The following is a 12,357-nucleotide window of genomic DNA, read 5'->3' as shown; positions in this document are numbered from 1 at the left end:
GATGGCGCTGGAGCCCCTGAGCCCCATCGACGTGGCGCCGGGGTACCGCTCGCCCTACGACGTGCGGTTCACGACGCCCGATTCGGTGCGGCTCGCGGGGTTGGACGCGTGGCCCTGGAACGACCCCTCGGCGCAGGCGGTGGTCGCGGCATCCGAGTGGTATACCGCCGACACCGCGACACGGTGGGGTTCGTGGGGTCCCCGGGCGCGGGCGTATCCCCCGCCGTCCCCGCCGATGGATGCCACGACGGCGCGCGAACGCGTGATCTCGGTGGCCGCGGCGTTGATCGGCCTCGACTACCAGCACCATCACGTTCCCGCATGGAACCCGCCACCGACCTGGCCGTGGAAAGACGTGCGCAGCGGGCGCCGCGGCCCCGGGCTGGACTGCAGCAATTTTCTCGGCTTCGTCTTCTCGTACGCCCTCGGTATCGACCTGCCCACGGGGATCGCGGCGCAGGCGGAGCTGCACCGTGCACCGGTGGAGGGACGGTTCCGGTCGGCGCGCGTCACGCAGATCGAGGGCGGCTACGACGAGCTGGTCGCCGAGGTGAAGCCTGCGGACATCGTCTACGTGCGATCCGACGCCGGGGCGGTCTCGCACGCGGTCCTGTGGCTCGGAACGTGCGGAACGGGGCTCGGCACCGCGCCCCTCGTCATCGATGCCCACGGCGCCAGCGTGCTCGATGCGCGCCGGACCCCGATCCCGGCGGGCATTCGCATCCGCCCCTACCGTCGGACCGGCTGGTACGCGCGCGGCACCGCCTGGGCGCACCGGATCATCGCCGACTGACGGCGCCGCCGGCGGCCGGGAGGGTCAGTCCTCGCCGGGGTCGTCGCGATCGATGATGTGCATCGCGCGGGCGGCGTCGGTGATGCTCGAGGTGAGCGACGGGTACACCGCGAACACGCGCGCCACCTGGTCGACGGTGAGGCGGCGCTCCACGGCGATCGCGATCGGGTAGATGAGCTCCGACGCGCGCGGGCCGACGATGACACCGCCCATGACGGTACCGCTCCCCTGTCGCGCGATGATCTTCACGAAGCCGTCGGTGATGCCCTGCATCTTCGCGCGGGGGTTGGCCGACAGCGGCAGCTTCTTGACGACGCCCTTGAACCGCCCGTCGACGACGTCCTGCTCGCTGAAGCCGACCGTGGCGATTTCGGGGGCCGTGAAGATGTTCGCGGTGATGCGGCGCGTCTCGAGCGGGATCACGATGTCGCCGAGAGCGTGGAACACGGCCTGACGGCCCTGCATGGATGCCACCGAGGCGAGGGGGAAGAAGTTGGTGCAGTCACCCGCGGCGTAGATGTTCGGCACCGAGGTGCGGGCGACGCGGTTGACGCGGATGTGGCCCGACGGGGTCATCTGCACGCCGGCCTGCTCCAGGCCGATCCCGGCGGTGTTCGGAATGGATCCGACCGCCATGAGGCAGTGGCTGCCCTCGATCGTGCGACCGTCGGCGAGCGTCACGACCACACCGTCGCCGGTGTTGACGACCGAATCGGCCCGGGCCTTCGACAGCAGCGTCATGCCGCCGCGCTGGAACACGCGCTCGAGCACCGCCGCGGCATCCTGGTCTTCGCCCGGGAGCACCTGGTCACGGCTGGAGACGAGCGTCACCTTCGCGCCGAGGTTCATGTAGGCCGAGGCGAACTCGGCGCCCGTGACGCCCGAGCCCACGACGATGAGGTGCTGCGGCACCGACTTCATGTCGTAGAGCTGGGTCCAGGTGAGGATGCGCTCCCCGTCGGGCTGGGCCGAGGGCAGTTCGCGGGGTGACGCGCCGACCGACACCACGAGGGTCTCGGCCTCGATGCGGTCGAAGTCGGTGCCGCCGGGCTCGGTCGAAACGACCACCGCGCCCGAACCGTCGAGGCGCCCGTGGCCGGAGATGATACGCACGCCCGCCTCCAACAGCGAGGCGCGCATGTCGTCGGACTGCTGCCGCGCGAGCGAGAGCAGCCGCTGGTTCACCGCCGCGAGATTGATGGCCACCTCGGGCGTGAGCGGCTTGCCGCGGTCGTCCTTGGCGAACAGTTGAACGCCGAGGTCGCTCGCGCCGCGGATGGCCACGGCCGCGTCCGCCGTGGCGATCAGGGTCTTGGAGGGTACGACGTCGGTGATGACCGCCGAACCACCCACCCCCGCCCGCTCGACGAGGGTCACGTCGGCACCGAGCTGCGCGGCCGACAGCGCCGCCTCATAGCCCCCGGGGCCGCCTCCGACGATCGCGACGGACTGCTTGCGCTCGAAGCTCTGCACCATGGCATCCATTCTTGCCTAGTGCGACGCGCGGCCCGCGCGCCTGGCCCCGCGCGCGACGGCTTTCTAGAGTGGGTCCATGGCACACAGCACACTTCACCCGCTCGACGACCCGGCGGCCGACCCGTTCGAGATCGCCGCGGCGGCGGCCGCGGACATCGCGCGCCTCTCCGGCGTCGAGCGCCACGACATCGCCGTCACCCTCGGGAGCGGCTGGGGCCGCGCCGCCGAGCTGATCGGCGAGGAGACCGCGTCGTTCCCCGCGACCGAGGTCGTCGGCTTCTCACGGCCCGCGCTCGAGGGTCACGTCGGCACGCTCCGGAGCGTCCGCACCCCCGGCGGCAAGAACGTCCTCGTCATCGGCGCGCGCACCCACTACTACGAGGGCCACGGCGTGCGCCGGGTCGTGCACAGCGTCCGCACCGCTGCGGCGACGGGCGCGACGACGATGATCCTCACCAACGGCGCGGGCGGCATCCGCGAAACGTGGAAGCCCGGGCAGCCCGTGCTCATCAGCGACCACATCAACCTCACCGCCGACTCCCCCCTCGAGGGCGCGACCTTCATCGACCTCACCGACCTGTACTCGACGCGCCTGCGTGACCTGGCTCGATCGATCGACCCGACCCTCGACGAGGGCGTCTACACGCAGTTCCGGGGGCCGCACTACGAGACGCCGGCCGAGGTGCAGATGGCCAAGACCCTCGGCGGGCACATCGTCGGCATGTCCACCGCCCTCGAGGCGATCGCCGCGCGACAGGCGGGCATGGAGATCCTGGGCTTCTCGCTCATCACGAACCTGGCCGCCGGCATCCAGAAGACGCCCCTCAGCCACGACGAGGTGCTCGAGGCCGGGCGCGAGGCCGAACCGGTGATCTCCGCCCTGCTCGCCCGCGTGATCGGCGCGCTGTGAGCGGGTTCGTCGAGGCGGCCCGCGCCTGGCTCGCCCAGGATCCGGATGCCGTGACCCGCGAGGAACTGTCTTCCCTGCTGGAGCGTGTCGAGGAGGGGTCGACCGAGGCCGAGGCGGATCTCGCCGACCGCTTCGCGACGCGGTTGGCTTTCGGCACCGCCGGCCTGCGCGGAACCCTCGGGGCCGGCCCCAACCGCATGAACCGGGTGCTCGTGGCGCAGGCCGCCGCGGGGTTCGCCGCGTACCTGCGGGAGAAGGCGGGGGCGGAGACGCCGACCGTCGTGGTCGGGTACGACGGTCGTCGCAACTCCGACGTGTTCGCCCGCGACTCGGTCGAGATCTTCGCCGGCGCGGGACTCCGGGCGATCCTGCTCCCGCGTATGCTGCCGACCCCCGTGCTCGCGTTCGCGGTGCGCCACCTCGGCGCCGACGCCGGCGTCATGGTCACCGCCAGCCACAACCCGCCGGACGACAACGGCTACAAGGTCTACCTCGGCGGCGCGGACGCCGGCGCGCAGATCGTCTCGCCCGCCGACGCCGAGATCGCCGCGCACATCCAGCGCGTGGCCGACGAGGGCGACGTCACCGTCCTCCCCCGCTCGGTGGGGTTCGAGAACGCGCCCGAGTCGGTGGTCGAGGCCTATGTCGCCGCGACCGCGGCCGTCGCCCCCGCCCCCGCCGGGGCCGAGGGTCTGCGCTGGGTGTACACCGCGATGCACGGTGTCGGATGGGAGACCGTCGCGCGCGTCCTGGCCACGGCCGGATACCCCGAACCGACCGTCGTCGCGGCGCAGATCGAGCCCGACGGCCGCTTCCCCACCGTCGCGTTCCCGAACCCCGAGGAACCGGGCGCGATGGACCTGTCCTTCGAGACGGCGCGCGCGTGCGACGCCGAGCTCGTGATCGCGAACGACCCGGATGCCGATCGCCTCGCCGTCGCGATTCCGGATGCCGAGGCCGACGGCGGCTGGCGCCGCCTCACCGGCAACGAGATCGGGCTGTTGCTGGGCTGGCGCGCCGCGCGTGCCGCCGCTGCGAGCGGCACCGGCGGATCGCTCGCGTGCTCGCTCGTGTCGTCGCCGGGGCTGCAGGCCGTCGCCGAGCACTACGGTCTCGACTTCCACGCGACCCTCACGGGTTTCAAGTGGATCTCGCGAGCCCCGGGCATCGTCTACGGCTTCGAAGAGGCCCTGGGGTATCTCGTCAACCCCGACACCGTGCGCGACAAAGACGGCATCTCCGCGGCCGTCGCACTCCTGGACATGGCCGTCGCCGCGCGCGCCGAGGGCCGCACGGTCGCCGACCTCCTGCAGGAGTTCCGTGACACGTTCGGCGCGTTCGTCAGCGACCAGATCTCGGTGCGCGTGACCGACGTCAGTGAAATCACCGGGATCATGGCATCCCTTCGCGCCCAGCCGCCCGCCGCGGTGGGCGAGGTCGCCGTGTCGAAGGTCGACGACCTGCTCGACGGCGTCGATGGCCTGCCCCCGGGCGACGTGCTGCGGATCTGGCTCGACGACGGCTCGCGGCTCATCGTGCGCCCCAGCGGCACCGAGCCGAAGCTCAAGCTGTACCTCGACGTGCGCGGGGCGTCGGCGAAGAAGGCGCGCCGCCGCCTCGACGCGCTGCGCGCCGGTGCCGAGGAGCTGCTGGCGTCGCTGCGCTGAGGTTCTGCCGCCTCTAGGCTCCTCGGGCTTGGGGCGCGTTTCGTGCAGTGGGGCGGTCATCGTTCGCCCCACTGCACGGATCGCGCCCCGCTCCGCATCCTGGCGTGTTCCTCCCCCGCCGCGGCGGACACGATTCCGTCCACAGAACGCCGGATCGGCGCTTCGCGCAGCGCGGAACAGCGCCACAGTGGAGGCATGACAGCGGGTACCGTGCCTCTCATCCGGCGCTCCCACCTCGACGAGCACGGGTGGCACTCTCGCCGTATCCGCCGTGAGGTCGAGACCGGGTACCTGCGGGCGATCCGCCCCGGAGTGTATGCCCGCGGGGCCGATGTCGACGGGCTGACCCGGGAGGAGAAGATCATCATCCGGGCGCGAGCGCTCGACCTCGTGAGCGCAACGCGTCCGACGTTCTGCGGTCTCACAGCCGCTGCGGCGCACGGGCTGCCCTGTCTACGAGACGACGGCTTGCTGCATGTCCTGACCTCCGATTCCCGCCCGAGCGGTGCCGTCGGGGTCGTCCGACATCGAAACGTCGCCGGTCACGGGCACGACGTCGAGCTGGACGGGATCCGCTGCACACCTCTAGCCCGAACGGTGGCGGATGTCGCCCGGACCGAAGCACGCGACGTCGCGGTGAGTATCGCCGACGCCGCACTCCGGCAGCGAGCGTTCCGTCCGCCCGGCGCGTACGACGTCGAGGAGGCGGCGCGCTTCCGCGAAGAGGCGTTGAGGTGGGCCCGGCTCTCCACCCGTGGTCGCCGCGCCGCCGAGCGGGCTCTGCTCCTCGCCGACGGGCGGGCGCAGCTCCCGGGCGAGAGTGTGAGCCGGTTGCGGCTCCTCGACCTCGGTTACGCGCCGCCGTCCCTCCAGGTACCGGTCGCCGGTCCACAGGGCAGCACGTTCTGGGTCGACTTCGGTCTGGACGACGTCAACGCCTGGGGTGAGTTCGACGGAAAGGCAAAGTACCGTGAACTCGCCTCCGCGGCGGGACGGACGCCGCACCGCGTCATCGACGATGAGAAGCGCCGAGAGGACTGGATCCGCGGCACAACGCAACGTCGCTTCGCTCGATGGGGGTGGGAACACGTGGGTGATGCGGCCACACTGGGGCGCCGTCTGGCCGCCTTCGGCATCACACCGCCCTGACCAGAGAGCCTTCGGGGCGCGATCCGTGCAACGGGGCGCACAATGACCGCCCCGGCGCACGAATTGTGCCCCAGCGCCCCGCACGCGGGCCCCGCGCCCACAGGGGCGCGATCCGTGCAGCGGGGCGTGCGATGACCGCCCCGGCGCACGGATTCCGCCCCAAGACAGCGACCGCGGAATCCCAGCCGCCGTCGGGCGTCAGCCGTCGATCACCGCGACCAGCTCGTCGAGGAACGCGGGGAAGCTCGTCGCGCGGCGGACGATGCGCTGCACGCTCTCGCGCTCGCTGAACACCTCGACGAACTGCTCGAACACGGTCTGGAACGCCTCGCGGTCGGTCTCGGAGAACGCCACGAGCGCCACCACCTGCACGCGGCCCTCGCCCCAGGCGATCGACGGGTCGGCGATGCCGATCGCGATGCGGGTCTGGGTCGCGGTCATGCCCATGGCGTGCGGCACGGCCAGAGCGTCGGTGAAGGCGGTCGACGAGATCGCCTCGCGCTCCACGGCCCGGGTGACGTAGTCGTCGTCGATCACGCCCTGGTCGACCAGCAACCCTCCGAGGCGCCGAATGACGCCGGCCTCGCCCTCGGCGGCATCCAGCCCGCGCACGAAGGCATCCGCGGCGAAGTACCCCTCGAGCTCCGCGCGCAGCCGCGCGAGGCGTCGCCCCCGCCGCACGCGCGACGCGGCGGACTGCACCCGCTCGACGTCGGCGTCGGTGAGGAACGGCTGGATGCGCACGAACCGGTCGCCCGCGCGCGGCGGATCGATGGTGGTGAGCACCAGGTCGGTGTCGATGGAATCCCACGCCGGGTCGATGCGGGTCTCGACGCCGACGACCTCGATCGCCTGCCCCAGCGACCGGTCGACGCTCGAGCGCAGCAATTCGTGCAGCTCGTAGTAGCCGGGGCACACGATCGTCGCCGTCAGCAGCTGATCGGACCGGCGGCTGCGCTCGAGGCGCCCGCCGACGTGCATCGCGATGTAGGCGATCTCGTCGTCGAGAATCGGGATGCCGAGGGCGTCCTGCAGTCCCTTGGCGATGTACACCGCGACCTCGAAGATCATCGGGTACGTCGATTTCAGCGAGCGCGTGAGCGGATTGCGCGACCACGCCTGCTCGCGCGAACGATGGAGCAGATTCTGCACGTGCAGCGCCAGCCGCATGATGAAGTCGGCGTGGGCGATGTCGACGAGGAACTGGGATGCCGCGGCCTCGACGACCGCGCGCACCGCTTCTTCGACCGCGGGGTCGAGGCGCACCCGCACATCGTCGCCCGCGGGGGCGCCCGGCGCGACGATGCGCGTCAGCACGAGCATGGCGAGGTGTCGGAGATCGCCGGCGCCCAGCTGAACGCCGATGTGCTTGAGGGTGAGTCGGTCTAGCAGCGCCGCGACCGCGTCGGCGGCGTCGGAGGCCTCGCCGGCGGCGGCCCCGAGACCGCGGTCGCGCGTGACGCGATCGGCCGCGATGGCGATGTGCATGACGACGTCGCCGATGCCGATCTCGTTGACGAAATACCCGAGCGACCCCAGCTCGGCGACGAGCTCGGCCTTGAACGGCCCGAACGCGCGGGCCCCCACCGAGCGCTCGCCGAGTGTGCGGCGCAGCGCGTCGAGGTCGAACATCCCGGCATCCATCTCGTCGTGGGCGAGCTTGGACAACAGGCGCCGCTGCGCAACCTCGGTGCCGCGCAGTCGCGCGGTGGATGCCGACCGCTCCAGGGTCAGCTCGGTTCCGCCGAGAAGTCCGCGCACGCGTGCCAGGTCGGCCTCGAGCGTTGCGGCGCTGACGTGCAGGGAGTCGGCGGTCTCGAACACGTCGATCCCGTCGGTCGAGTCGAGCAGCCGCCGCACGAGCGTGTGCAGGCGGTCGCGGGGCGTCCCCGTGTCCGCGGACGAGCCGGACCGCAACGCGATGGCCGCGGCGACGCCGGCCCGGTATCCCAAGGGTCCGGATTCGATCGCCGCGCCGCCGGCCACCCGCGCGTTCACGGCCGTGACGTAGGAGCGGACACTCCGCGGCGTCACACCCAGCGCATCGGCCAGGGACGCGGCGGTAGACCACTCCGCTTCCCGCAGCAGCAGGGCCAGCAGGCGGTCTTGGCGAGCTTTCGTCGTCACGATCCGTCCTCCGCGCCGCCCAGGATGGCAGCGCTCTCTCCATCCAACCACGCGGCATCCCCCGCGGCGCGGGGCCGCGGCATCCACGTTCCGGGGGGTGGGAAACGAACCTGGTTGTCCGCTGTGAACGCGTTGTTCACAATCGAGAGGAAGGAGGCGGGTCGATGAGGATCCTCGTGGTGTGCGGCGCTGGTGCGTCCAGCACGTTCGTTGCACAGCGTGTTCGTCACGCAGCCCACGATCGCGGCCTCCCCTACTCCGCTTCGGCGGGGACCGTGAGGTCGCTCCCGATCGACCTCGACGCGACCGACATCGTTCTCGTCGGCCCGCACCTGGCCCCTGACCTGGAGCGGATTCGACAGGATGCCGCGACACGGGGGGTGCGCGTCGTCTTGCTGCCCGAGGACGTCTTCACCGACCGGACCGGTACCCGCACGCTCGCACTCGTGGAAGAGGCAATGAGCGCGCGGGAGTCCACGGACACCGTTTGACCCGCCGCCGGAAAGGAACCCCCATGCCCCAGCTCACCCGGACGGTCCGTATCGGCTCGTCGCACGGCCTGCACGCCCGCCCCGCGAAGCTCTTCGCCCAGGCGGCGAAGGATGCCGGCATCCCGGTGACGATCGCGAAGGACGCCGGATCGCCGGTGAACGCCGCCAGCATCCTGGGGATCATCGCGCTCGGTCTCGAGCAGGGCGACTACGTGACCCTCACCGCCGACGGCGACACCGCCGACGCGACGCTCGAGCGCCTCGCCGAGCTTCTGACCACCGACCACGACGCCGAGTAAGGAACACAGGAACATGACGGAACTCCGTGGAGTCGGAATCGGACTGGGCGTGGCCCAGGGCCCCATCGCGCGCATGGCCGAGCCCCTGCCCGCCCCGAAGGACGCCCCCAGCGAGCGGTCGGTCGAGGAAGAGACGGCGCGCGTGCGCGAGGCCGTCGCCGCCGTCGCGCGCGAACTCGAGCAGCGCGGCGCCGAGGCGGGTGGCGCGGCCCGTGACGTGCTGGAGGCCCAGGCGATGATCGCCGAGGACCCGACCCTCGAAGCCGAGGTCAACTCACGTCTGGCCGCGGGCAAGAACGGCGAGTTCGCCGTCCACGACGCCTTCGCCTCGTTCCGCGAGCAGCTCATCGCCCTCGGCGGATACCTGGGTGAGCGCGCCGCCGACCTCGACGACGTCGCCCAGCGCGTCATCGCGCGTCTGCGGGGCGTCGCCGCTCCCGGCATCCCCGATCCCGGCCACCCGTTCGTGCTGGTCGCCAAAGACCTCGCTCCCGCCGACACGGCGCTGCTCGACCTCGACAAGGTGCTGGCGCTCGTGACCACCGAGGGCGGGCCCACCTCGCACACCGCGATCCTCGCCCGCGAGAAGTCGATCGTCGCGATCGTCGGTGCGTCCGGCGCGAAAGACCTCGTCGACGGCCAGACGGTGATCGTGGATGCCGCCGCCGGCGTCGTCACGGTCGACCCGAGCGACGACGACCTCGCGCGGGCCGCGAACCGTGCCGCGGCGCGCGCCTCCGCCGCCGCGGCGCCCATCACCGACGGCGCGCTCGCCGACGGGACGAAGGTGCCCCTTCTGGCGAACCTCGGCAAGCCCGGCGGTGCCGCTGAGGCGGTCGAGCTCGGCGCCGAAGGTGTGGGCCTGTTCCGCACGGAGTTCCTCTTCCTCAGCTCCAGCTCCGCCCCCACCGTCGAGGAGCAGCGCGCCGCCTACATCGAGCTCCTCAGCGCCTTCCCCGGCAAGAAGGTCGTCGTGCGCGTGCTCGACGCCGGCGCCGACAAGCCGCTGCCGTTCCTCAACGACGCCCACGAGGAGAACCCGGCCCTGGGCCTCCGCGGCCTGCGGGCCCTCCGCGCGAGCGAGGACATCCTGCGCGAGCAGCTGACCGCCCTCGCCGAAGCGGATGCCGAGACCCGCAAGACCGAGGCCGGCCCGGCGGACCTGTGGGTCATGGCACCGATGGTGTCCACGGTCGAGGAGACCCGCTACTTCACCGCGCTGGCCAAGGACTACGGTCTGAAGACCACGGGCGTGATGGTGGAGGTCCCCTCCTCCGCGCTGTTGGCGGACCGCATCCTGCAGATCGCCGACTTCGCCTCGATCGGGACGAATGACCTGACGCAGTACACGCTCGCCGCCGACCGGCTGCTCGGTTCGGTCGCGTCCTTCCAAGACCCGTGGCATCCGGCCGTCCTGCGCCTGATCCGCGAGGTCGGCGCCGCCGGACGCGCGAACGGCAAGCCCGTCGGCATCTGCGGCGAGGCTGCCGCCGACCCGCTGCTGGCGGTCGTTCTCGTCGGACTCGGCGCCACCACGCTGTCGATGGCCCCCACGGCCCTCGCCGACGTGCGCGCCACCCTGCTCACCCACACTCTCGACGATGCCCGCCGCATCGCGGAGGCCGCGCTGGCCGCCGACGACGCGGCCTCTGCACGGGAAGCGGCCCAGGCCGCCTCCGCATCCCCCGCGGCCTGAGCCGCGCCCTTCACCCCGCGACCCCGGTCGCATCCGACTACAAGGAGACACAGCCATGACGACGACGTCGACAACCAAGAAGCCGGGAGGTGCTCGCGTCGCGGTCCAGCGATTCGGGACGTTCCTCTCCGGCATGATCATGCCCAACATCGCGGCGTTCATCGCGTGGGGCCTGATCACCATGCTCTTCATTCCCGCCGGCTTCTTCGGTGCGAAGAGCCCGTTCGGGTGGCACTGGGCCCCCGTCGCCGAGATCCTCGGCGGTGGCGGCGACGCCGCCGTCATCGGCTGGCCGGGCGCCATGACGGCGCTCACCGAGGGCGTCGACGGTACCTACCAGGGCTACGTCGGCCTGGTCAGTGCGATGATCACGTACCTCCTGCCCCTGCTCATCGCCAACACCGGTGGTCGCATGGTGTACGGCGCGCGCGGTGGCGTGGTCGCCTCGATCGCGGTGATGGGTGTCATCCTCGGCACCAACATCCCGATGTTCCTCGGCGCGATGATCATGGGCCCGCTCGCGGCGTGGGTCACCAAGCAGATGGACCGTCTCTGGGACGGCAAGATCCGCCCCGGCTTCGAGATGCTGGTCAACAACTTCTCGGCCGGCATCCTCGGCATGGTCCTCGCGATCGTCGGCTTCTTCGCCTTCGGTCCGGTGTTCCTCGGCATCAGCGCGTTCCTCGGTGGCATCGTCGGGTGGCTCGTGCAGTACAACCTGCTCCCGCTCCTGTCGATCATCGTCGAGCCCGCGAAGGTCCTCTTCCTCAACAACGCCATCAACCACGGCGTGTTCACCCCGCTCGGTATCGAGCAGGCGGCGGAGACCGGTAAGTCGATCCTCTTCCTCATCGAGGCCAACCCCGGCCCCGGCCTCGGTCTGCTGCTCGCCTTCACCTTCTTCGGTGTCGGCGCGGCGAAGGCCTCGGCCCCGGGCGCGATCATCATCCAGTTCTTCGGTGGCATCCACGAGATCTACTTCCCGTACGCGCTCGCCAAGCCGATGACGATCCTCGCGCTCATCGCCGGTGGCGCCACCGGTGTCACCACGAACATGCTCCTCGGCGGTGGCCTCGCGTTCCCGGCCGCACCGGGCAGCATCATCGCCGTCACTGTCGCCGCCATCGGCCCGGGCGTCGGCAACCTCGTGGTGGTCTACCTCTCGGTGGTTCTCTCCGCGGTCGTCACGTTCCTCGTGGCAGGTGTCATCCTGCGGGCCTCGCGCAAGCGCGACCTTGCGGCCGAGGGCGGCGACGACGCGTTCGCCGCGGCGATCGACCAGACCGAAGCCAACAAGGGCAAGGAGTCCTCGACCCTCGGTGCCCTGCGCACCCGCACCGGCAGCGACGTCACCGCGTCGGCCGACCGCGATGTCGACGGCGCCCTGGGCGGCCTCGGCGGCTCGGTGGCGACCACGCAGGTCAACGCGATCGTGTTCGCGTGCGACGCCGGCATGGGCTCCTCCGCGATGGGTGCGAGCGTCCTGCGCAACAAGATCAAGAAGGCCGGCATCGAGGGCGTCACCGTCACCAACGCGGCGATCGCGAACCTCGACGGCACCGCCGACCTGGTCATCACGCAGAACCAGCTCACCGACCGCGCGAAGGCGCAGAACCCCGACGCGATCCACGTGTCGGTGGACAACTTCATGAACTCGCCGAAGTACGACGAGGTCGTGGAGATGGTCCGCGCCCAGCACGACGCGAAGTAATCCACTCCCACGGAGGGGCCGGGGCATGCGCACCGGCC

The 12,357-nt window shown here is 71.3% G+C and carries 10 protein-coding genes; 8 read left to right on the top strand and 2 right to left on the bottom strand.

Annotated elements, in window-relative coordinates:
• Position 1: 1 nt before the first annotated feature.
• Positions 2-793, top strand: coding sequence for an NlpC/P60 family protein (locus tag ACU6WY_RS03565; protein WP_483821092.1), 792 nt, complete (start codon positions 2-4; stop codon positions 791-793).
• A 24-nt stretch (positions 794-817) separates the two neighbouring features.
• On the opposite strand, the gene ACU6WY_RS03560 is transcribed toward ACU6WY_RS03565, so the two are convergent.
• Entirely contained in the window at positions 818-2,278 is a 1,461-nt protein-coding gene (locus tag ACU6WY_RS03560) for an NAD(P)H-quinone dehydrogenase (RefSeq protein WP_483821091.1), read from the bottom strand.
• Between the two features lie 67 nt (positions 2,279-2,345).
• Between ACU6WY_RS03560 and ACU6WY_RS03555 the strand changes: the two genes are divergently transcribed.
• The 3 genes from ACU6WY_RS03555 (at position 2,346) to ACU6WY_RS03545 (ending at position 5,995) form a co-directional block, all read left to right on the top strand.
• Complete coding sequence (locus ACU6WY_RS03555; RefSeq protein WP_483821090.1) at positions 2,346-3,179, top strand: purine-nucleoside phosphorylase; 834 nt, start codon at positions 2,346-2,348, stop codon at positions 3,177-3,179.
• Entirely contained in the window at positions 3,176-4,846 is a 1,671-nt protein-coding gene (locus tag ACU6WY_RS03550; RefSeq protein WP_483821089.1) for a phospho-sugar mutase, read from the top strand. Before ACU6WY_RS03555 ends, ACU6WY_RS03550 begins: the two co-directional genes overlap by 4 nt.
• Before the next feature lie 195 nt (positions 4,847-5,041).
• A complete protein-coding gene (locus ACU6WY_RS03545) occupies positions 5,042-5,995 on the top strand; it encodes a hypothetical protein (RefSeq protein WP_483821088.1) in 954 nt (317 codons plus the stop codon).
• Positions 5,996-6,193: 198 nt separating this feature from the next.
• Here the strand turns inward: ACU6WY_RS03545 and ACU6WY_RS03540 are convergent, their stop codons facing one another.
• A complete protein-coding gene (locus tag ACU6WY_RS03540; RefSeq protein WP_483821087.1) occupies positions 6,194-8,122 on the bottom strand; it encodes a BglG family transcription antiterminator in 1,929 nt (642 codons plus the stop codon).
• A gap of 164 nt (positions 8,123-8,286) precedes the next feature.
• On the opposite strand from ACU6WY_RS03540, the gene ACU6WY_RS03535 reads away from it, so the two are divergent.
• From ACU6WY_RS03535 to ACU6WY_RS03520, 4 genes are read left to right on the top strand one after another with little or no spacing between them, the layout of a single operon-like run.
• Positions 8,287-8,613 (top strand): PTS sugar transporter, encoded by a 327-nt coding sequence (locus ACU6WY_RS03535; protein ID WP_483821086.1) that lies wholly within the window; start codon positions 8,287-8,289, stop codon positions 8,611-8,613.
• Positions 8,614-8,636: 23 nt separating this feature from the next.
• Positions 8,637-8,912: an HPr family phosphocarrier protein gene (locus ACU6WY_RS03530; RefSeq protein WP_483821085.1), complete on the top strand. Its 276-nt coding sequence runs from the start codon at positions 8,637-8,639 to the stop codon at positions 8,910-8,912.
• Positions 8,913-8,925: 13 nt separating this feature from the next.
• Entirely contained in the window at positions 8,926-10,608 is a 1,683-nt protein-coding gene (gene ptsP, locus ACU6WY_RS03525; RefSeq protein WP_483821084.1) for a phosphoenolpyruvate--protein phosphotransferase, read from the top strand.
• Positions 10,609-10,663: 55 nt separating this feature from the next.
• Entirely contained in the window at positions 10,664-12,319 is a 1,656-nt protein-coding gene (locus ACU6WY_RS03520) for a PTS mannitol transporter subunit IIBC (protein WP_483821083.1), read from the top strand.
• Positions 12,320-12,357: the final 38 nt, after the last annotated feature.

This window comes from Microbacterium sp. ZW3a (assembly GCF_057167165.1).
This window is presented reverse-complemented; position numbering and strand designations above follow the sequence as displayed.

What these genes read in the sequence shown, in the direction of transcription:
- ACU6WY_RS03535 (WP_483821086.1), top strand. Translation starts at nt 8,287, where the DNA reads ATGAGGATCCTCGTGGTGTGCGGCGCTGGTGCGTCCAGCACGTTCGTT.
- ACU6WY_RS03560 (WP_483821091.1), bottom strand. Translation starts at nt 2,278, where the DNA reads ATGGATGCCATGGTGCAGAGCTTCGAGCGCAAGCAGTCCGTCGCGATC.
- ACU6WY_RS03545 (WP_483821088.1), top strand. Translation starts at nt 5,042, where the DNA reads ATGACAGCGGGTACCGTGCCTCTCATCCGGCGCTCCCACCTCGACGAG.
- ACU6WY_RS03530 (WP_483821085.1), top strand. Translation starts at nt 8,637, where the DNA reads ATGCCCCAGCTCACCCGGACGGTCCGTATCGGCTCGTCGCACGGCCTG.
- ACU6WY_RS03555 (WP_483821090.1), top strand. Translation starts at nt 2,346, where the DNA reads ATGGCACACAGCACACTTCACCCGCTCGACGACCCGGCGGCCGACCCG.
- ptsP (WP_483821084.1), top strand. Translation starts at nt 8,926, where the DNA reads ATGACGGAACTCCGTGGAGTCGGAATCGGACTGGGCGTGGCCCAGGGC.
- ACU6WY_RS03565 (WP_483821092.1), top strand. Translation starts at nt 2, where the DNA reads ATGGCGCTGGAGCCCCTGAGCCCCATCGACGTGGCGCCGGGGTACCGC.
- ACU6WY_RS03520 (WP_483821083.1), top strand. Translation starts at nt 10,664, where the DNA reads ATGACGACGACGTCGACAACCAAGAAGCCGGGAGGTGCTCGCGTCGCG.